A 19,908-nucleotide genomic window follows, 5' to 3' on the forward strand; every position below is an offset into this window, starting at 1 on the left:
GACCCTCTTGAACCCACTTAAGCCCCTTACAAATCCAGGGGGGACGTTTCCTCCAGGGCGTGGCGGGGAAATTTTGGGAAACTGCACGAAACTGCGCGCCCATTTCGTAAGGCTCTACGACGCGGCCGCGAAAGGGTGCTCCGTAAGGGGCGCTTGACCCGCCCGTACGATCAGCGTGACCCGCCCGTACGGTCAGGAACTCGCCCCGCCCGCTCAGTGGGCCCCGGTGCCGGTGAGGGACTTGACCTCCAGCTCCGCGTACTTCCCCTGGTCCGGCTCCTCCTTGGACAGCACGGTGCCCAGCCAGCCGAGCAGGAAGCCCAGCGGGATCGAGATCAGCCCCGGGTTCTCCAGCGGGAAGAAGTGGAAGTCGGCATCGGGGAACATCGACGTCGCCTTGCCCGAGACGACCGGCGAGAACAGCACCAGCAGCACGGACGACGACAGGCCTCCGTAGATCGACCAGAGGGCTCCCTGTGTGGTGAACCGCTTCCAGAACAGGCTGTAGAGGATGGTCGGCAGATTGGCCGAGGCGGCCACCGCGAAGGCGAGCGCGACCAGACCGGCCACATTCAGATCGCGGGCGAGCGCCCCGAGCGCGATGGAGACCACGCCGATGGCGACGGTCGCCCAACGGGCCGCGCGGACCTCCTCCTTCTCGCTCGCCTGGCCCTTCCGGATGACATTGGCGTAGATGTCGTGCGCGAACGACGACGAGGACGCCAGGGTCAGTCCGGCGACCACCGCGAGGATGGTGGCGAAGGCGACCGCCGAGATCACGGCCAGCAGGATCGCTCCCCCGGTCGAGCCGGCGCCGCCGCCGATTTCCAGGGCGGCCAGCGGAGCGGCCGTATTGCCCGCCTTGTTGGAGGCGATGATGTCGTCCTGCTTGAGCAGCGCCGCGGCGCCGAAGCCGAGCACGATCGTCATCAGATAGAACGCTCCGATGATCCCGATGGCCCAGATCACCGACTTGCGGGCGGCCTTGGCGGTGGGCACGGTGTAGAAGCGGATCAGGATGTGCGGCAGTCCCGCCGTACCGAGGACCAGCGCGATGCCGAGGGAGATGAAGTCCAGCTTCGAGGTGGCGGTGGCACCGTACTTGAGGCCGGGCTCCAGGAAGGCGGCTCCCTTCCCGCTGTTGCTCGCCGCCGTGCCCAGCAGGTCCGAGAGGTTGAAGTTGAACTTCAGCAGGATCAGGAAGGTGATGAGCAGAGTGCCCGCGATCAGCAGGACGGCCTTGACCATCTGCACCCAGGTGGTGCCCTTCATGCCGCCGATGGTGACGTACACGATCATCAGCAGACCGACCAGCGCGACGATGGCGATCTTCCCGGCGTCGCTGGTGATACCGAGCAGCAGCGAGACCAGCACGCCCGCGCCGGCCATCTGCGCCAGCAGATAGAAGATCGAGACGACGATGGTCGAGGTGCCGGCCGCGGTACGGACGGGCCGCTGGCGCATCCGGTACGCGAGGACGTCACCCATGGTGTAACGGCCGGAGTTGCGCAGCGGTTCGGCGACGAGCAGCAGCGCCACCAGCCAGGCGACCAGGAAGCCGATGGAGTAGAGGAAGCCGTCGTAGCCGAAGAGGGCGATGGCGCCGGCGATACCGAGGAAGGAGGCGGCGGACATGTAGTCGCCGGAGACCGCGAGTCCGTTCTGGAAACCGGAGAACTGCCGTCCGCCCGCGTAGAAGTCGGACGCGTTCTTGGTCTGCCGGCCGGCCCAGACGGTGATGATCAGGGTCGCGGCGACGAAGAGCCCGAAGAGGGTGATGATCAGCGGCCGGTGCTCGCTGGCGTCCGAGGCGGCGGCGAGCTGGAGCGGGGCGGGCTGGCTGAGTAGCTGGATCGAGTGGCTCACGCGTCCGCCTCCATACGGGACTTGATGGCATCCGCCTTCGGGTCGAGCTTGCGGGAGGCGTGCCGGGCGTAGTACCAGGCGATGAGGAACGTGGTGGCGAACTGCGCCAGGCCGAGGACCAGCGCGACATTGATGTTGCCGAAGAGCTTGGTGCCCATGAAGCCGCCCGCGTAGTTGGACAGCAGGACGTACAGCAGGTACCAGGCGATGAAGGCGATGGTCAGCGGGAAGGCGAAGGAGCGGTACGTACGGCGCAGTTCGCCGAACTCCTCGCTCTCCTGCACCTCGACGAACTGGGCCGTCGTGGGCTGGGCCGTCGTGGGCCCGTCCGCTGTGGACGGGGCTGGGCTGGTGTCCGTACCGCCCTCGGGCGGCGGTGCATCGGTAGCCACGGAATCTCCTCGTGACGCGGGTGCGGTCGGGTTGGCCATGGGGACCTCTCGGAGGGCGGATTGTCACTCGTCCCCCTGACAACGGCACGGGAGGCATGGCGAAGCGGTTCAACACCGCTCTTTTTGTTCTGGAAATGATTCAGAAGTGATTGAACAGCACCAATGATCAGCGATAACTTCGCTCGTCATGTACCCGTCTACGCGCAAGCCTGCGCGGGGACGGTCTCACGGATGATGTGGAGAACCCATGGCTCATCTGGGATCCAGACGGCAGCGCGTACTCGCGCTGCCCGTAGGTCTGGCGCTCACCGTCTCGCTCGGTTTCCTGCCTGCCACCGCGGCCACGGCCGCACCGGCCGGCGGCGGCTCCGACGCGGTCGCCACGGACGGCCCGAAGCTGTCGTACGTCGTCAACACCCGTGGTGGACACTCCACCGTCAAGTCGGTCGAGAAGGCGATCGACCGGGCCGGCGGCACTGTGGTCACCAGCTATGACCAGATAGGTGTCATCGTCGTCACCTCGCAGAACCCGGGCTTCGCCCAGGCGATACGCAAGGTGAAGGGCGTCGAATCGGCCGGTGCCACCCGCACCGCACCGCTGCCCGCGCAGTCCACCACGGACGTCGGTACGCCCCGTGCCCTCACCGCCGAGGAGGTCGCGCTCGCGGCCGACTCCGCGAAGAAGGCGAACGCGGCGCGGACGGCCAAGGGCGGGGCGCCCCTCGCTCAGGACCCGCTGGAGCCGTTGCAGTGGGACCTGCCCGCCATCAAGGCGGACAAGGCACACGAGAAGACCCTCGGCAGCAGGAACGTCACTGTCGCTGTCATCGACACCGGTGTCGATGACACGCACCCGGACATCGCGCCGAACTTCGACCGCAGCGCGTCGGTCAACTGCGTGAGCGGCAAGCCCGACACGACGGACGGCGCCTGGCGTCCGAGTGCCGAGGAGAGCCCCCACGGCACCCATGTCGCAGGTGAGATCGCCGCCGCCAAGAACGGCGTGGGCGTCACCGGTGTCGCGCCGGGTGTGAAGGTGTCCGGCATCAAGGTCTCCACGACGGCCGGCTTCTTCTACACCGAGGCCGTCGTGTGCGGCTTCATCTGGGCCGCCGAGCACGGTGTCGATGTGACGAACAACAGCTATTACACCGACCCGTGGTACTTCAACTGCAAGAACGACCCGGACCAGAAGGCCCTCGTCGAGGCGATCACCCGCGCCACGCGGTACGCCGAGAGCAAGGGCACGGTCAATGTGGCCGCGGCGGGCAACGAGAACTACGACCTCGCGGCCGACTCGATCACCGACCCGGTCAGCCCGAACGACTCCACCCCGGGCGAGCGGGTCATCGACCCGTCCGAGTGCTTCGACATCCCGACCCAGCTGCCGGGTGTGGTCACTGTCGCCTCCACCGGCGCCAAGGGCCTGAAGTCCTCGTTCTCCAACCACGGTTACGGCGTCATCGACATCGCGGCCCCGGGCGGCGACTCGACCCGCTACCAGACCCCGGCCCCGCCGGCCACCAGCGGTCTGATCCTCGGCCCGCTGCCCGGCGGCAACTGGGGCTACATGGCCGGTACGTCGATGGCCTCCCCGCATGTCGCGGGTGTCGCCGCGCTCCTCAAGTCGACGCACCCGCACGCCTCGCCGGCGCTCATCAAGGCACTGCTGACCGCGCAGGCGGACGATGTGCCCTGCACGACGCCGTACGACATCGACGGTGACGGCACCGTCGACGCCGTCTGCGAGGGCGGCAAGCAGTACAACAGCTTCTACGGGGCCGGTCTGGTCGACGCCCTGGACGCGGTGCGCAAGTAGGCATTACGCACCACCGTCACATCATCGCGCGGGCCGTCCTCCGGGGCGGCCCGCGTTCGTCTCCGTCGTGAGCGGCGCCGGCACGGCTCGTACGGGCTGCCAGCCGGGCCCGCGCACCACATGCCCGACCCGCTCCCGCCAGCCGCGCGCGGCCCGTACATCGCGGGCGATGGCCGCGTACTCATGGGTGGCGACCCGCAGCGGGTTGTACGTCCCGATGTTCTTGGTGAGCCCGTAGACGGGCCGCTCGGTCTCGGCCACGAACGATCCGAACAGCCGGTCCCAGACGATCAGGATCCCTCCGAAGTTCCGGTCCAGATAGCCCCCTTGGGACGCGTGGTGCACCCGGTGGTGGGACGGCGTGTTCAGTACGTATTCGAACGCCCGCGGCAGCTTGTCGATCCGCTCGGTGTGCACCCAGAACTGGTAGACGAGATTCGCGGACGAGCAGAACGCCAGCGCCGCCGGATGCACCCCGCACGCGATGAGCGGAACGTAGAACGGCCATACCGTCAGCGAGGTCCAGGGCTGGCGCAGCGCCGTCGTCAGATTGAACTTGCGGCTGGAGTGGTGGACCACATGGCAGGCCCACAGGATCCGCACGACATGATGCCCGCGGTGCGACCAGTAGTAAAAGAAGTCCTGTGCGAGCAGCATCAGCGGAACGGTCCACCACACCACCGGCACCCGCAGCGGGGTCAGCGCGTAGACCGCCGTATAGACCGCGACGATCGGCAGCTTCCACAGCAGATCGAAGACCAGACTGCCGAGCCCCATGGTGACACTGGTGACGCTGTCCTTGACCGCGTACCCTTCGGCGTCCTCATCGGGATGGAACCGGTAACTCACCATCTCCACGACGGTGAGCAGCACGAACGCGGGTATCGACCACAGCACGACATCGGGCAGGTTCGACGGCATGCGAGCACGGTAGAGGCGGGCGCGGGCGCCGGGCTAGATGTTGTTACCGACAAGTATGAGAGCCGTGCCGTGGGATCCTGTCAGACCGCGTTGCCGACGAGCCGTCGTCGGGGGAGGAACGGTCTCAGTGAGCCTGGAAGTTGTCGTGGCGCGTCTCGCGGGTACGGTCGTCGGCGCGGTCGCCAAGTCGGTGCTCCTGCCGAAGCCGGGCGCGGGCCTCGTGGCCTCTCCCGTACGCCCGCTGCCGAAACCGGCGTCACCGGACCGGCTGGCGAAGGTGCTCGCGGGCAGGCTGAAGGATTCGTACACGCGGTTGCCGGAGAACGAGCGCCTGGCAGCCCTCGAAGCCGTACGGTCCTCCTTCGCGGCGGCGGGCGAACTGACGCCCGAGCGACTATTCGCCCTGGACCTGGATCCGGCGCGGCTGGCGGCGGAGTTACGCACACCGCATCCCGGTCCCGCCGGGGACCTGTACGAGGAGCTGCTCGGCCTGTGCTGCGCGCATGTGGTGGAACAGCTCACGTCACAGCCCTCGTTCGCCGCGCGCGCGGCGGTCGAGCAGACCAGGGCGACGAGCCGGACGCATGAGCTGATCGAGGACGTACGGGAGCGGGTGGGGCCGCGACCGGACGCGGCGGCGCTCACGTTCGAGGAGCGGTACGGCGAGTATGTGGCCCGTACCCATGGGCGGCTGGAGCTGTTCGGGCTGACGCTGGGCCGGTCGAGACGGGACTGGCCGCTGGACACGGCGTACATCAGTCTGTCGGTGAGCGGCGAGCGCAGGGGGCTCGGGCTCCCGCGCACGGGCCCCACGACCGTCACCGCCGAACAGGCGCTGACGACCACGGACCGATTACTGCTGCGCGGCCCGGCAGGCTCGGGCAAGAGCACGCTGGTGCAGTGGCTCGCGCTGAACGCGGCCCGGCGCAGCTTCCATCCCGAACTCGCCGACTGGAACCGGTGCGTGCCCTTCGTCCTGCGCCTGCGCGCGTTCACGGCATCGGAGTCACTGCCGATGCCGGAGGACTTCCTGCGGGCCTCCGGCGTGCCGCTGACCGCGCCGGCCGGGTGGGCGGAGAACCTCCTTACGGAGGGGCGGGCGCTGGTCCTCGTCGACGGTGTGGACGAAGTTCCGACGCGGCTGAGGGCCCGTACGGAAACGTGGCTGAAGTCCCTGGTCGCGGCTTATCCACAGGCCCGTTACGTGGTGACGACCCGGCCGTCGGCGGTGCCGGAGGACTGGCTGTCGGGGCAGGGTTTCGTTCCGCATTCGCTGCTGCCAATGGAACGCGACGACATCAAGTCGTTCGTGGGCCACTGGCACGGTGCGGCACGGCTGGAGTGCGTCACCGACGCCGAACGGGCCCAGCTCGATACGTACGAGAAGTCCCTCCTACAGGCGGTGATGACCCGCCGGGACCTCGGACGGCTGGCGACGAACCCGCTGATGTGTGCCCTGCTGTGCGCCCTGAACCGGGACCGCAGGATGCAACTGCCCCGAGCCAGGAAGGAGCTGTACGACGCGGCCCTGGAGATGCTGCTCGTACGCCGGGACACCGAGCGGGAGATCGTCAGCGTCGAGGGCGTGAACCTGACCCGGGACGAGCAAACGGCGTTACTGCAACGGCTCGCGTACTGGCTGATCCGCAACGGGCAGGTGGAGGCGGTGCGCGAGGAAGCCGTGGAGATGGTCGGCGAGTGGCTCGCCGCCATGCCTCAGGTGGAGGGCGACGCGGAACAGGTCTTCGCCCATCTGCTGATCCGCAGCGGTCTGCTGCGCGAACCGATGCCGGGCGCGGTCGACTTCGTCCACCGGACCTTCCAGGACTACCTGGGCGCGAAGGCGGCGGTCGAGAGCCGCGACTTCGGCGTGCTGGCCCAGAACGCGCATGACGACCAGTGGGACGACGTGGTGCGGATGGCGGTGGGCCACGCACGACCGGACGAACGGGCGCGGCTGCTGAAGCGGTTGCTACGTCGGGCCGACCGCGCGCCAAGGCTGCGGCACCGGCTGGTCCTGGTGGCGGCGGCGTGTCTGGAGCACGCACCGGAGCTGGATCCGGAGGTACGGGGAGAGGTGGAGGCCCGGACGGCGGAACTGATCCCGCCGCGAAGTCTCCAGGAGGCAGAGGAGTTGGCGAAGGCGGGCGAATTGGTGCTTGAACTGCTGCCGGGCCCGGCGGGGCTGGATGAGCGCACCGCGGCGGCGGTGGTGCGAACAGCGGCGCTCGCCAAGGGGGATGCGGCTTTCGAGGCAATATCGCGTTTTCGCGAGGACGCGCGCCCCATGGTCGCGGAACAGATATCCAACGCATGGGGCTCGTTCAAGAGCGAGACGTATGCCGAGGCCGTCCTGTCCGCGCAGGACTGGCGGAAGACCTACCTCCGCGTACGGACCCCGGAGCAGCTTCGGGCATTGCGACACATCCCCAAAGCTCGCCGAGTGGAGATCAATGGTGATCACACGGATCTCACACCTCTGCTCGCGCTGGAGAGTCCAGAGGAAATCTCTCTCATCGACAATGACGCGCTTACCGATCTGTCCGCCCTCGCGTCTCTTCCGCGCCTTCCGGAGTTCTCCCTCGGACGCAGCCCCGCGGTACGAGACCTGACCCCGCTGACCGTTCTCGGAACCACGTACATCTTTCTGTACGACGTGCACCATGACATCTCGCTGGAAGCACTTCGTGACATGCCGAACCTTCGGGACGTCACGTTCTCCTTCCCTCTGCTCGTCGAGAGCGTGGGCGAGCTGCCGATGGGGCCGCAGCTCACGCGCCTTTCCCTCTTTCGCCAAGCGAGCTATGTGAATCTAGAAGGCATAGAATGCTGGCCCGGGCTTCAATTCCTCACGCTATCCGGCACGACTCAGATCCGTCAGCTCAGCGAGCATTCCTCTCTCATGGGACTGGAAGCCCTGCAACTCCAGCACCAGCACCGGCTCGACCTCCGACAGATCAGCCATCTCACCAGTCTAGAGATGCTCTATTTGTGGGAGTGCGAAATTCCGGATGGGCTCGGCCCACTCCGTGACCTGCCCAAGCTCGCCTCCCTCCACCTTTCTTCATGTGCGCAGACAGGACCTCCCCTCGATCTGAGTCCGCTGGCCGACCTTGGGAATCTGACCATCACACTCACGGACGACGACACCCCTGTCACCGGGGAAGACCTCTTCCCGCCCGACCGCATCATCCGAGGAGGTTAGAGCCCCCGGCAGCTCCTTTCGCCATCTACGGAAGGGGCTTGACGGGGTGGCGGGTTCCAGTGCGACGGACCGACCGGGCGTCAGGTTTGTCGGTGGCGGGACGTATTCTCTGTGACCATGCTCGACGACCTGACGACCTCAGCGACATGGCCGGCCGCCTACCCCCAGGGGTACGCGGTCGTCGACGTGGAGACCACCGGACTCGCACGCGACGACCGGATAGTGTCCGCTGCCGTCTATCGTCTGGACGCGCGGGGCGAGGTCGAGGATCACTGGTACACGCTGGTCAACCCGGAGCGCGATCCGGGGCCCGTATGGATCCATGGGCTGACGAGTGAGGTGCTGGCGGAGGCCCCGCTCTTCCCCGACGTCGCCGGGGAGCTGGCCGAGCGGCTCGACGGGCGGGTGCTCGTGGCGCACAACGCGATCTTCGACTGGTCGATGATCGCCCGGGAGTACGCGCGCGCGGGCCGGGCCGCGCCCACCCGGCAGCGGCTGTGCACCATCGCGCTCTCCAAGGAGCTGGGTCTGCCCCTGCCCAATCACAAGCTGGAGACGCTCGCCGCGCACTTCGGTGTCGTACAGCGGCGGGCGCACCACGCGCTCGACGACGCGCGCGTGCTGGCCGAGGCGTTCCGGCCGAGCCTGCACACCGCCGCGCGCGACGGCGTACGGCTGCCGCTGCTGGAGTGCCGGCCGCTCACCGAGTGGGCGGACGCCCCGGCGCGGCCCCGGGTCGGCTATCAGCCTGCGTACCGGCCGACGAGCTGGCGCCCCTCGCGCAAGCGGCCCGCCTGTCCGTATCCGAACCCCGGGCGGTACGAGCCGGGCGGGGCGCTGGTGCAGGGGATGCGGGTGGCGTTCTCGGGCGACACCTCGGTCGACCGGGAGCTGCTGGAGGACCGGGCGATCGAGGCGGGGCTGCATGTGGCGACGAGTGTGTCGCGGCTGACCAGTCTGCTGGTGACCAATGACCCGGAGTCCTCGACGTCCAAGACGGTCAAGGCGGCGTCGTTCGGTACGCCGGTGATGGACGAGGCGGCCTTCACGCAGTTGCTGCGGGACGTGGCCCCGGCGCGCGGCTCGGTGCCCGCGCCGGCCGCCGCGCCCGATGCCGTACGAGCCGCCGCGCCGGAGTCCGTACCCGCGTCCGTACCCGCGTCCGCGGACGGGTGACCGGGCGCGACCCGCCCGTGACCCGCCCGGCGCCCCGCCGCCCCGCCGCCCCGCCGCCTGTCCCCTGTCCCCTGTCCCCTGTCCCCTGTCCCCTGTCCGGATCGTCCACAACCGACCCGCCGTCCGGCGGCCACCGGCCGCCGGGTACGGTCGATGGCGTGTACCGCTTCCTGTTGTCCCGGCAGTGGGTGATCCTCACCCTGCTCGCGCTCGCCCTCATCCCCGCGATGATCGAGTTGGGCTTCTGGCAGCTTCACCGGCACGAGCACCGGGTCGCCCAGAACTCCCTGATCGCGGACAACCTCAAGGCGAAGCCCGTCCCGGTCACCGAGCTGACCTCCCCCGGGCACACCGTCCCGCGCGCGGACTACTGGCGTACGGTCACCGCCACCGGCCGCTTCGACACCGCGCACGAGGTCGTCGTACGCCGCAGGACCTCCGCCGACGACCAGGTCGGCTATCACGTCCTCACCCCGCTGATCATGAGCGACGGGCGGGCCGTCATCGTCAACCGCGGGTGGATCCCCTCCCCCGGCGACCAGCACGCCTTCCCCGACATTCCGGCCGCGCCCAAGGGCGAGGTCACCGTCACCGGCCGGCTGAAGGCCGACGAGACGGCGGCGGTCACCGGGATCAGGGACGTACAGGATCTGCCGCCGCGCCAGGTGATGCTGATCAACAGCGAGCGGCAGCAGAAGGCCCTGGGCCGTTCCGTCCTCGGCGGCTATGTCGAGCTGACCGCTCCCGTACCGGCCGGCGGCTCCCCCGAGCAGATCCCGACGCCGGACGACAGTTCGATCGGGCCGCACATGGCGTACGCCGTTCAGTGGTGGCTGTTCGCCGCCGCCGTACCCGTCGGCTGGGTGATTCTCGTACGGCGTGAGAAGCGCGACCGGGACGCGGCGGCCCGGCGTGAGGAGTCCGGGGCCGGATCCGAGCCGGAGCGCGCGCCCGCGACCGCCTGATGGTCCGACGGCCGGACAGCCCGACCGTACGGTAGTAAGACCATCGGGCCACCCGATGATCACCCCCCGCGCCCCGTGCCTCTCCCCCGCCCCCGCCCCGCCGCCCTGCTTAGCGCTCCGGCGCTTCGGGAACAGCCCTGGCGTGACCACGCAACGCATCGAGGACTACGCGCTCATCGGCGATCTCCAGACCGCCGCCCTGGTCGGCAGGAACGGCTCCATCGACTGGCTGTGCCTCCCCCGCTTCGACTCGGCGGCCTGCTTCGCCGCGCTGCTCGGCACCGAGGAGAACGGCCACTGGCGGATCGCTCCCACGGGCGCGGGGAACTGCACCCGGCGTGGCTATCTCGGCGAGACGCTGGTCCTTGAATCCGTGTGGGAGACCGGCGCCGGCACGGTCAAGGTCATCGACTTCATGCCGCAGCGCGATCTCGCCCCCGACGTCGTCCGGATCATCGAGGGCGTCAGCGGCTCGGTCGAGATGAGCGGCACGGTGCGGCTGCGCTTCGACTTCGGTTCCGTCGTGCCCTGGATGCGGCGCGCGGAGGGCCACCGGCTGGCGATCGCGGGCCCGGACTCCGTATGGCTGCGCAGCGAGCCCGAGGTCAGAACCTGGGGGCAGCACTTCAGTACCCGCTCGTCGTTCACCGTCGCCGCGGGCGAGCGGGTCGCCTTCGTACTCACCTGGCACCCCTCGCACGAGCAGCGCCCGCCGCGCGCCGACCCGTTCGAATCGCTGGCGCAGTGCCTGGACGACTGGGCGGCGTGGGCGGCGCGCTGCCGGTACGGCGGTCCGTACCGAGCCGCCGTCATGCGCTCCCTCATCACGCTCAAGGCGCTGACGTACGGTCCGACGGGCGGCATCGTCGCCGCGGCGACCACCTCGCTGCCGGAGGACCTGGGCGGTGTGCGCAACTGGGACTACCGCTACTGCTGGCTGCGCGACTCGACCCTGACGCTGGGCGCGCTGCTGTCGGCGGGGTATCTGGAGGAGGCGGCGGCCTGGCGGGACTGGCTGCTGCGCGCGGTCGCCGGCGATCCGGCCGACCTTCAGATCATGTACGGGCTGGCGGGCGAACGGCGGCTGCCGGAGAGCGAGCTGCCCTGGCTGAGCGGGTACGCGCGCTCCGCCCCGGTCCGTACCGGCAACAGCGCGGTCGACCAGCTCCAGCTCGATGTGTACGGGGAGGTCATCGACTCGCTCCATCTGGTGCGGCAGGCCGGTCTTCCGCCGAAACCGCACGCCTGGCGGCTGGAGACGACGCTGCTGGACTTCCTGGAGTCGAAGTGGCGCGAGCCGGACGAGGGGCTGTGGGAGGTACGGGGGCCGCGCCGACACTTCGTGCACTCCAAGGTGATGGCGTGGGTCGCCGCCGACCGGGCCGCGAAGACGCTGGACAGCGACCCGCGGCTCATCGGGGACGCGGGGCGGTGGCGGGCGATGCGGGACGAGGTGCACCGGGAGGTGTGCGACCGGGGGTACGACCCGGCGCGCAACACCTTCACGCAGTCGTACGGTTCCGCCGAGCTGGACGCGGCGACGCTGCTCATTCCGCGGGTGGGGTTTCTGCCGCCGGACGATCCGCGGGTGATCGGTACGGTCGACGCGGTACGGGCGGAGCTGGGGCACGGCGGTCTGCTGCGCCGGTACAGCGGCGCGGCCGGCGCGGATGCGCTCGGGGGCGTGGACGGGCTCGTGGAGGTGGACGGGCTGCCGGGCGAGGAAGGGGCGTTCCTGGCCTGTTCGTTCTGGCTGGCCGACGCGCTGCACATGACGGGGCGTACGGAGGAGGCACGGGAACTGTTCGAGCGGCTGCTCGCGCTCCGCAACGACGTGGGGCTGCTCTCCGAGGAGTACGACCCGGTGACGCGTCGCCACCTGGGCAACTTTCCCCAGGCGTTCAGCCATATCGGACTTGTGACGACCGCCCTGAGGCTGGCCGGGGAGTGCACGGCAGGATAGGCCCATGGATCTTGGGCTGAAAGACCGTGTCTATGTCATAACGGGTGCGTCGCGGGGGCTGGGCCGCGCGAGCGCGGAGGCGCTGGTGGCGGACGGCGCGAAGGTCGTCGTCTCCGGGCGGGACGAGAAGAACGTCGCGAAGGCCGTGGCGGCGATAGGCCCCGGCGCGTACGGGGTGGCGGGGGACAACGCGGACCCGGACCTGGCGGAGCGTCTGATCTCGGCGGCGCGCCAGGAGTTCGGGGGCTTCGACGGCATCCTGATCAGTGTCGGGGGCCCGCCGCCGGGGTCGCCCACGGCCAATACGGACGAGCAGTGGCGGGAGTCGTTCGAGTCGGTCTTCCTCGGGGCGGTACGGCTGGCGCGCGAGGCAGCGGCGGAACTGGGTGACGGGGGTGTCATCGGCTTCGTCCTGTCGGCCTCGGTCCACGAGACGATCCCGGGCCTGACGATCTCGAACGGCCTGCGGCCGGGGCTGGCGGGCTTCGCGAAGTCCCTCGCGTACGAGCTGGGTCCGCGCGGGATCAGGGTGCTGGGGCTGCTGCCGTACCGCATCGACACGGACCGCGTGCGCGAGCTGGACGCGCTGTCGGGGGACGCGGAGGGGGCGCGGGCGGTGGCGAGTGCGCGGATACCGATGCGGAGGTATGGGCGGGCGGAGGAGTTCGGGAGGACGGCGGCGTTTCTGCTGTCGCCGGCGGCGTCGTACCTGACGGGCATCATGCTCCCGATAGACGGCGGCGCCCGCCACGGCTTCTGACCGGCCCCACTGCGGGCTTTTCCCCGAACCCGGGGCCGAGCCCCGGCCCCGCCGCTGCGCGGGGCATTCCCCCACCCCGCCCCTCCCCGAACCGGGGCGCTGCCCCGGACCCCGGGAGTACGGGGCTCCGCCCCGGTACTCGACCAGGCGGCACGTGCCGGCCAGGGGCAAAGCCCCGGGTGTCGGGAAGCCCCGCACCGCGACCCAGGTGGCGCCGCCCCGGCGGCTCAGCGGGTACGGCCCCGGGTCCGGGTCCGGGGGCAGCGCCCCCAGTGGGGTCCGGGGCGCAGCCCCGCGTTCGGGGCTGCGCCCCGCTTTGCCTCCGCGTAGCGGCAGACAAAGGTGGTCGGGGGTAGGGTCCTCTTGGTGGGGGTCCGGGGCGGAGCCCCGGTTTCGGGAAGGGGCGGGGTAGGGGAAAAGCCCGCGCAGCGGCAGGCCCGCAGGGGCGGGGGCAGCGCCCCGGTTTCGGGCCCGCGCAGCGGCCCTCCGCCGGGGCCGGGGACCGCGTCAGGTGACTCGTTCCGGGGTGTGGCGCGCTGCGCGTAGGCGGACCTCCGCCGGGAGCGCCGACAGCCCCGACGACTCCTTCGCGCGCGCCAACGTCTCCGTCGCCAGACGGTTCAGCGACTCCGACGGCGACGCATGCGGCTCCAGCAGCAGCCGGATCCGCGCCGACGGCGCCGAACGCCGCCCCGTCAGGCGGACGTTGGCGCGCGCCACGCCGTCCAGGGACTCCGCCTCGTCCGCCAGGACACTCTCCAGCGCGCGCCCCCGCAACAGCGCGCCCTGCCCGTCGCCGCTGTCGACCAGCACCTCCGCCAGCCGCGCCCGCCGCAGTTGGGACAGCAGCCACCACACCGCCAGGACCACCAGCACCGCCAGGACCCCGATGACGATCGGCCAGAACCAGGCGTCGCTCCGGTACCGTCCGCGGTTCGCATGGCTCAGCAGGACATCGTGCGGGCTGTGGTACGGCCACCACGCCGGCACCGCCCACCCCAGCCCCCGCGCGAGCACCGCACCCCCCGCGCACAGCAGCGCCAGGCCGATCAGCGCCAGCAGTACGCGGTTCACCACCCGGATCATCCCGTCACCCCTTCTTCACCGGCCTGCGCACCCGTACCGTCAGCACCGGCGGCCTCGCCAGGCCCAGTTCGCCGATGCCGGTGGCCAGCACCTCGTCCAAGTCGGCCCGTACCGCGTCGAGTTCACGGAAGTGGGAGAGGGCGCGCGCCGTCACCCGGGAGCGGCCCACCCGTACCCGCGCGGACTGCACCCCGGAGACCTCCATGGCCCGGTCGCGCAGCGCCAGCGCGGCGGCGTCCCGGTCGATCCCGGCCCGTACGTCCGTGACGTCCCGGCGCATCGGCAGCAGTCGGCGCAGCCCCGGGGTGAGGGCCAGCACGATCAGCCAGAGCCCGAGCGCCATCGCGACGCACGCGGCGACCAGGACCCAGGTCCCGTCGAGCGACTGCTTGGCCAGTTCGTCGGCGAGCCGGCGGCGCCAGGACATCGCGGGCCGGCCTGCCCGTACCGCCGCGACGTCGTACAGCAGCAGCCCGGTGGCCCCCAGCACGACCAGGGCGGTGAGCGCCGCGGGGATACGGCGCGCGGACCAGAAGCGGCGGCCCCTGTGGTCCTCCTCGGGGGAGAGCGTCGGCCGGGGCTCGTAGCGGGTCGCGGAGTCCGACTGGTCCAGCGCGAGCAGACCACCCCGCCCGCCGCCCCCCTCCGGCTCGCCCGGAGAACCACTCACCGGCTCCGGCCCGGCCGCCCCCTTCTCCCCCGGCCCCGGCCCCTGCCCCGTATCGCTCATCGCACCCTCCCCAACGCCGTCAACCGCGCCTGGACCGAGTGCAGCCGGTCCACCCGCACCACCACCTCCGGCACATCCATCCCCGCCAGCGCCCGCACCCGCTGCGCGATCCGGCGCCGTACCGCACCGCACTGTCCCCCGATGTCGGACGGATAGTCCAGCTCGACCCCGACCCGTACATACGCGACCCCGCGCTGCACCGTGACCGTGGCATGCGGCGGAGCGCCCCCTTCCGGTACGCCCGGGAGCGCCTCCCGCGCCGCCTGCGCGGCGATCTTCGCGACGACCCGGTCGGCGATCGTGGTCGCCCCCCGCTCACCCGCCGCGACCCGGTCACCGGCGACGTCGCCGGCCATGCCGTCGGCCGTACCGCCGACCACGTCACCGGCCACCCACGTCACCGCCGCCGGTCGTCGCGGTCACGGCTGCGGAAGAAGTCGCCGGGTTCCAGATCGCCGTCGACGATCCGCCCGACCACAAAGCCGATCGCGCCCAGCGCGGCCACCAGCACAAAGGCCCCGAACCCACCGAAGTATCCGGCGAATCCGAGCGCCATACCGGCCAACAGGCCGACCACCGCCATGCTCATCGTGCGCTCCTCTTCCCGCTCCGCGCCGCTTCCCGCTCCCGCGCCCCCACGATGACCCCGCCGTGGCGGCCGGCCGGAAGCCGCGGCCTACTGGAGCCGCGAGTCCTGCTCCTCTTCATCTTCCTCGTCGGGCAGCTTGACGTCACTGACCGCGATATTGACCTCGACGACCTCAAGCCCCGTCATCCGCTCGACCGCCGAGATGACGTTCTCCCGCACGGCGGCGGCCACTTCGGTGATCGAGACGCCGTAGTCGACGACGATCTCCAGGTCGAGCGCCGTCTGCACCTCGCCGACCTCGGCCTTCACGCCTCGGCTGACGGATCTGGTGGTGCCGGGCACCCGCTCCCGTACCGCGCCGAACGTACGGGAGATACCGCTGCCCAGGGCATGCACACCCAGCACATCACTGGCCGCGAGCCCGGCGATCTTCTCCACCACGCCATCGGCGATGGTGGTACGGCCACGGGTCGCCGGAGCGCCTCCCCCGCGCTTGGTGACGGACGGCTTCCGCCCGTCCTCGCCCGGCAGTTCCTTGGCGGAGGGCGCCGACTGGTTGCGAGGGGTGGTGTCTGACATCGCCATTCATCCCTTCCGGGGCGGTGGTGGGACTCCGCTCCTCAGCCTAGGTCCGCTTGCCCCGTACCGCGCCGTGGATGCGGCAGGCTGGAGGAATGACGACTGTGCGCGGTTCGGAGGGCTGGCAGACCGCGGTACGGCGGCTGCTCGGCCTGGGCAGACTGCTTCCGCTGGGCGGCGCCGCGGACGGCGCGTGGCTGGCGGAACGCGCGGCGGTGGCCGAGCTGCGGCGGGCCGCGGCCGGGCTGCCGGGCACGGTGCTCGGTACGGTACGGCTGTCGCTCGCCGACCCGGCCGCGGCGGAGCGGCCCGCCGTACCGCCGCCGCCCAGCGCGCTGCCGCCCGGGGAACTGCGGATCGAGGCGGAGTTCGGCGAGGCGTTCACGGACATGACGGACGAGCCGCTGCCCGCCGTGGCCGGCCGGCTGCGCGCAGTGCTGGCCGCGCGCGCGGCGGAGGGGCTGGGGCTGCGGGTGGCGGAGGTCGATCTGCGGGTGACGGCCCTGCTGGACGCGCCGCCGAAGCCGCCGAAACGTACGGCTGAACCTGCGAAGCCACCTGCGGCCGCTTCCGATGAGGCTCTCGAATCCCTCAAAGCGGCCGCCGCGGTGCCCGGCGTCGCGCGTCTCACCCGGACGCTGAGCGGCCCGGCGGCCGACCGGCCGGGGCATGTCCTGGTCGAGGTGGCGACGGCTGCGGGGCACCATCCGCTGGAGGTGGCCCGGGCGGTACGGAAGGAGGTCGCCGCGTCCGCGCCGGGCGGGCCGTCGGTGGCGGTGCTGGTCACGGCGGTGGGCGTCTCGCCCTGAGGAACCCGGCCGTACAGGACCGGACCGTACGGAGCCCCGGACCGTACGGCCAGCGGATGCGGGGGCGCGTACCCCGAAGGACAATGGTGCAGGTCAGGCCGGGGGCTCTGTGCGTACGCCGTATAGCCATGCTCCTGCGCGAGGAGGTACGAAGCCGATGGCCTGTCCCGCCCCGGAGGTGATCCCGCAACCGGTGCTGAGCCCGCTGACCGGCGCGGCCATCTTCCTGGTGGTGACGGTCGACCCGGGCGGCGAGCCGGTCGTACGCGAACTGCTCCCCGACCTCGCCGGACTCCAGCGCGCGGTCGGTTTCCGCGCCCCGGAAGGCCAGTTGAGCTGTGTCACCGGTATCGGCTCCGAGGTCTGGGACCGGCTGTTCGGCGGGCCGCGCCCGGCCGGACTGCACCCCTTCCGCGAACTCGTCGGGGAGACCGGCCACCGTGCGGTCTCCACCCCCGGTGATCTGCTCTTCCATGTCCGGGCCGCGCGGCTGGACCTCTGCTTCAGCCTCGCCACCGCGATCATGGACCGGCTGCGCGGCGCGGTCACGGTCCGCGACGAGACGCATGGCTTCAAGTACTTCGACGTACGTGACCTGCTGGGCTTTGTCGACGGGACCGAGAACCCGGTCGGCCCGGTGGCGCGGGCCGCGGTGCTGATCGGTGACGAGGACGCCGCGTTCGCCGGCGGGAGCTATGTGATCGTGCAGAAGTACGTCCACGATCTCGACGCGTGGAACGCCCTGCCGGTCGAGGCGCAGGAGCTGGTGATCGGCCGTACGAAACTGTCCGACATCGAGCTGGCCGACGAGGTCAAACCGGCCGACTCGCATGTCGCGCTGAACACGATCACGGACCCGGACGGCACCGAGCGCAAGATCCTCCGCGACAACATGCCGTTCGGCAGCGCCGGGCGGGGCGAGTTCGGCACGTACTTCATCGGTTACGCCCGTACGCCCGATGTCACCGAGCAGATGCTGGAGAACATGTTCCTCGGCAGTCCGCCGGCCACCCACGACCGGATCCTGGACTTCTCCACGGCCGTGACGGGGACGCTGTTCTTCGCGCCCAGCGCCGACTTCCTCGACGACCCGCCGGACCCGCCGGGCGCGGAGACGCAGCAGGCGGAGACAGAGACCGTGAAGGCCGACGAGATGGTCCAGGAGGCCGTACGCGTCGCCGGCGGCCCGGTCGGCCCGGTCACTGACGGCTCGCTCGGGATCGGCGGCCTCAGACGCCCTGACCTCGGGCGCCCTCAAGAGGAGCACCCTCGATGAAGAACCTGCACCGTGAACTCGCGCCCGTCTCCGACGCCGCCTGGGCGGATCTGGAGGAGGAGGCACGCCGTACCTTCAAGCGCCATGTGGCCGCCCGCCGGATCGTCGACGTGCCCGAGCCGGCCGGGTCCGGGATGGCGGCGGTCGGCACCGGCCGTCTCCGGGCCGTCGACCCGCCGGCCGACGGGGTCATCGCGCATACGCGCGTATCGCGGCCGGTCGTCGAGCTGCGGGTGCCGTTCACGGTGGACCGCGCGGAGGTGGACGATGTGGAGCGCGGCGCGAAGGACGCGGACTGGCAGCCGGTGAAGGACGCCGCCCGGAGGATCGCGTTCGCCGAGGACCGCGCGGTCTTCGAGGGGTACGCGGCGGCGGGCATCGCGGGCATCCGGCAGAGCACCTCCCACCCGGAGCTGGCCCTGCCGGCCGAGGTGCGCGACTATCCGGACGCGATCAGCCAGGCCGTGTCGACCCTGCGGCTGGCGGGCGTGGGCGGCCCGTACACCCTGGCCCTCAGCGCCGACGCGTACACCGCCGTGAACGAGACCTCCGACCACGGCTATCCGATCCACAAGCACATCGACCGGGTGCTGGACGGCGAGATCGTCTGGGCACCCGCCATCGACGGAGCGTTCCTGCTGTCCACACGGGGCGGCGACTTCGAACTACGCCTCGGCCAGGACGTGTCGATCGGCTATCTCTCCCACGACGACACGAGCGTACGGCTCTACTTCCAGGAGACGCTGACCTTCCTGATGTACACGAGCGAGGCCGCGGTAGCACTCACCGCGACACCGCAACTGTGACCGGAAGCCGCGCTTTTCGAGCCGTATCAGCCGTATCAGTCCGCTTCCGTACCGTATCAGTCGCGTTCCGTGCTGTATCCATCGCCTTCCGGTCCGTATCAGTCCGCGAGGCCCGCCAGGTCGCGCAGCCGCCGGGCCTGCGACGCGCGCTCGGCCGTACGCTGCTCCTCGAAGGAGCGGCCCATGGCGCCCCGGAGCAGCGCCTTGGTCTCGATCACGGCGTCCCTGGGCGCGGCAAGCAGCGCCCCCGCCAGATCCTGGACGGTGGCGTCGAGTTCGTCGACGGGCACCACAAGATTGGCCAGCCCGGTACGTTCCGCCTCCTCGGCGTGGACGAAGCGGCCCGTGGCGCAGATCTCCAGCGCGCGGGCATAGCCGACAAGCCTCACCAGCGGATGGGTGCCGGTGAGATCGGGGACCAGACCGAGGCTTGTCTCGCGCATGGCGAACTGCACGTCCGACGCGACGACCCGGAGATCGCAGGCGAGGGCGAGCTGGAAACCGGCGCCGATCGCATGCCCCTGGACGGCCGCGATCGACACGATGTCATTGCGGCGCAGCCAGACGAAGCCCTCCTGGTACGAGGCGATGGCCGCGTCGAGATCAGCGTCCGACCCCCGGGCCAGCTCCAGGAAGGACGGCTCCCCGTCGAACCCCTCGGGGGTGAACGCCTGCCGGTCGAGGCCCGCGGAGAAGGACTTGCCCTCACCGCGCACCACCACGACCCGCACACTGCCCGGCAGCGACCGGCCGGCCTGCGTCAACGCCCGCCACAGAGCGGGAGACTGGGCGTTGCGCTTGTCCGGAACGGTCAGTGTCACCGTGGCAACCGCGTCCTCGACGGTGAGCCGTACGCCGTCCTTGTCGAGCACTGGTCCGTGATGTGGTTCGAGCGAAGTCATACAGGCGCCTCCGGTTCGGACAGTCAGCACAGGGAGCTGAGTGACTGCACAGTAACCACCTGGG

18 protein-coding genes are annotated in these 19,908 nt (G+C 70.6%); 9 read left to right on the forward strand and 9 right to left on the reverse strand.

Features of this window, described 5'->3' with window-relative positions:
- Positions 1 to 213: 213 nt before the first annotated feature.
- Together ACFU9P_RS32000 and ACFU9P_RS32005 are read right to left on the reverse strand one after the other, a co-directional pair.
- Complete coding sequence (locus ACFU9P_RS32000; RefSeq protein WP_376382653.1) at positions 214 to 1,854, reverse strand: cation acetate symporter; 1,641 nt, start codon at positions 1,852 to 1,854, stop codon at positions 214 to 216.
- 8 nt (positions 1,855 to 1,862) lie between these two features.
- Positions 1,863 to 2,258 (reverse strand): DUF485 domain-containing protein, encoded by a 396-nt coding sequence (locus tag ACFU9P_RS32005; protein WP_376382557.1) that lies wholly within the window; start codon positions 2,256 to 2,258, stop codon positions 1,863 to 1,865.
- 247 nt (positions 2,259 to 2,505) lie between these two features.
- On the opposite strand from ACFU9P_RS32005, the gene ACFU9P_RS32010 reads away from it, so the two are divergent.
- On the forward strand, positions 2,506 to 4,077 hold the full coding sequence (locus ACFU9P_RS32010; RefSeq protein ID WP_384087641.1) for a S8 family serine peptidase: 1,572 nt from the start codon (positions 2,506 to 2,508) through the stop codon (positions 4,075 to 4,077).
- Between the two features lie 21 nt (positions 4,078 to 4,098).
- Here ACFU9P_RS32010 and ACFU9P_RS32015 read toward each other — a convergent pair whose 3' ends face one another.
- A complete protein-coding gene (locus ACFU9P_RS32015; RefSeq protein WP_384087644.1) occupies positions 4,099 to 4,998 on the reverse strand; it encodes a sterol desaturase family protein in 900 nt (299 codons plus the stop codon).
- A gap of 127 nt (positions 4,999 to 5,125) precedes the next feature.
- Here ACFU9P_RS32015 and ACFU9P_RS32020 point away from each other — a divergent pair, with 127 nt between their 5' ends.
- From ACFU9P_RS32020 to ACFU9P_RS32040, 5 genes are all read left to right on the forward strand, one after another.
- Complete coding sequence (locus tag ACFU9P_RS32020; protein WP_384087647.1) at positions 5,126 to 8,203, forward strand: NACHT domain-containing protein; 3,078 nt, start codon at positions 5,126 to 5,128, stop codon at positions 8,201 to 8,203.
- Positions 8,204 to 8,314: 111 nt separating this feature from the next.
- On the forward strand, positions 8,315 to 9,379 hold the full coding sequence (locus tag ACFU9P_RS32025; RefSeq protein ID WP_376382565.1) for a DEDDh family exonuclease: 1,065 nt from the start codon (positions 8,315 to 8,317) through the stop codon (positions 9,377 to 9,379).
- A gap of 158 nt (positions 9,380 to 9,537) precedes the next feature.
- A complete protein-coding gene (locus ACFU9P_RS32030) occupies positions 9,538 to 10,344 on the forward strand; it encodes an SURF1 family protein (RefSeq protein WP_384087650.1) in 807 nt (268 codons plus the stop codon).
- Positions 10,345 to 10,399: 55 nt separating this feature from the next.
- Entirely contained in the window at positions 10,400 to 12,307 is a 1,908-nt protein-coding gene (locus ACFU9P_RS32035; protein ID WP_384087653.1) for a glycoside hydrolase family 15 protein, read from the forward strand.
- A gap of 4 nt (positions 12,308 to 12,311) precedes the next feature.
- A complete protein-coding gene (locus ACFU9P_RS32040) occupies positions 12,312 to 13,067 on the forward strand; it encodes an SDR family oxidoreductase (protein ID WP_384087656.1) in 756 nt (251 codons plus the stop codon).
- 507 nt (positions 13,068 to 13,574) lie between these two features.
- On the opposite strand, the gene amaP is transcribed toward ACFU9P_RS32040, so the two are convergent.
- The 5 genes from amaP to ACFU9P_RS32065 all read right to left on the reverse strand — a co-directional run bounded on the left by amaP (position 13,575) and on the right by ACFU9P_RS32065 (position 16,051).
- Positions 13,575 to 14,153, reverse strand: a complete 579-nt coding sequence (amaP, locus tag ACFU9P_RS32045) for an alkaline shock response membrane anchor protein AmaP (RefSeq protein WP_384087659.1) — start codon at positions 14,151 to 14,153, stop codon at positions 13,575 to 13,577.
- 4 nt (positions 14,154 to 14,157) lie between these two features.
- Complete coding sequence (locus ACFU9P_RS32050) at positions 14,158 to 14,883, reverse strand: DUF6286 domain-containing protein (RefSeq protein ID WP_384087662.1); 726 nt, start codon at positions 14,881 to 14,883, stop codon at positions 14,158 to 14,160.
- Positions 14,880 to 15,239, reverse strand: coding sequence for a hypothetical protein (locus ACFU9P_RS32055; protein WP_376382655.1), 360 nt, complete (start codon positions 15,237 to 15,239; stop codon positions 14,880 to 14,882). The genes ACFU9P_RS32050 and ACFU9P_RS32055 overlap by 4 nt, the downstream gene beginning before the upstream one ends.
- A gap of 41 nt (positions 15,240 to 15,280) precedes the next feature.
- Positions 15,281 to 15,472, reverse strand: coding sequence for a hypothetical protein (locus ACFU9P_RS32060; RefSeq protein WP_217309248.1), 192 nt, complete (start codon positions 15,470 to 15,472; stop codon positions 15,281 to 15,283).
- 87 nt (positions 15,473 to 15,559) lie between these two features.
- Positions 15,560 to 16,051: an Asp23/Gls24 family envelope stress response protein gene (locus ACFU9P_RS32065; protein ID WP_376382575.1), complete on the reverse strand. Its 492-nt coding sequence runs from the start codon at positions 16,049 to 16,051 to the stop codon at positions 15,560 to 15,562.
- A 95-nt stretch (positions 16,052 to 16,146) separates the two neighbouring features.
- On the opposite strand from ACFU9P_RS32065, the gene ACFU9P_RS32070 reads away from it, so the two are divergent.
- The 3 genes from ACFU9P_RS32070 to ACFU9P_RS32080 all read left to right on the forward strand — a co-directional run bounded on the left by ACFU9P_RS32070 (position 16,147) and on the right by ACFU9P_RS32080 (position 18,942).
- Entirely contained in the window at positions 16,147 to 16,860 is a 714-nt protein-coding gene (locus ACFU9P_RS32070) for a nucleopolyhedrovirus P10 family protein (protein ID WP_384087666.1), read from the forward strand.
- 157 nt (positions 16,861 to 17,017) lie between these two features.
- On the forward strand, positions 17,018 to 18,136 hold the full coding sequence (locus ACFU9P_RS32075) for a Dyp-type peroxidase (RefSeq protein ID WP_376382579.1): 1,119 nt from the start codon (positions 17,018 to 17,020) through the stop codon (positions 18,134 to 18,136).
- A complete protein-coding gene (locus tag ACFU9P_RS32080; RefSeq protein ID WP_376382581.1) occupies positions 18,133 to 18,942 on the forward strand; it encodes a family 1 encapsulin nanocompartment shell protein in 810 nt (269 codons plus the stop codon). The genes ACFU9P_RS32075 and ACFU9P_RS32080 overlap by 4 nt, the downstream gene beginning before the upstream one ends.
- Positions 18,943 to 19,040: 98 nt before the next feature.
- Here ACFU9P_RS32080 and ACFU9P_RS32085 read toward each other — a convergent pair whose 3' ends face one another.
- Complete coding sequence (locus tag ACFU9P_RS32085) at positions 19,041 to 19,844, reverse strand: enoyl-CoA hydratase/isomerase family protein (protein WP_384087671.1); 804 nt, start codon at positions 19,842 to 19,844, stop codon at positions 19,041 to 19,043.
- Between the last annotated feature and the right edge of the window lie 64 nt (positions 19,845 to 19,908).

The sequence above is a fragment of the Streptomyces sp. NPDC057617 genome (genome assembly GCF_042800555.1).
Lineage (GTDB): Bacteria > Actinomycetota > Actinomycetes > Streptomycetales > Streptomycetaceae > Streptomyces.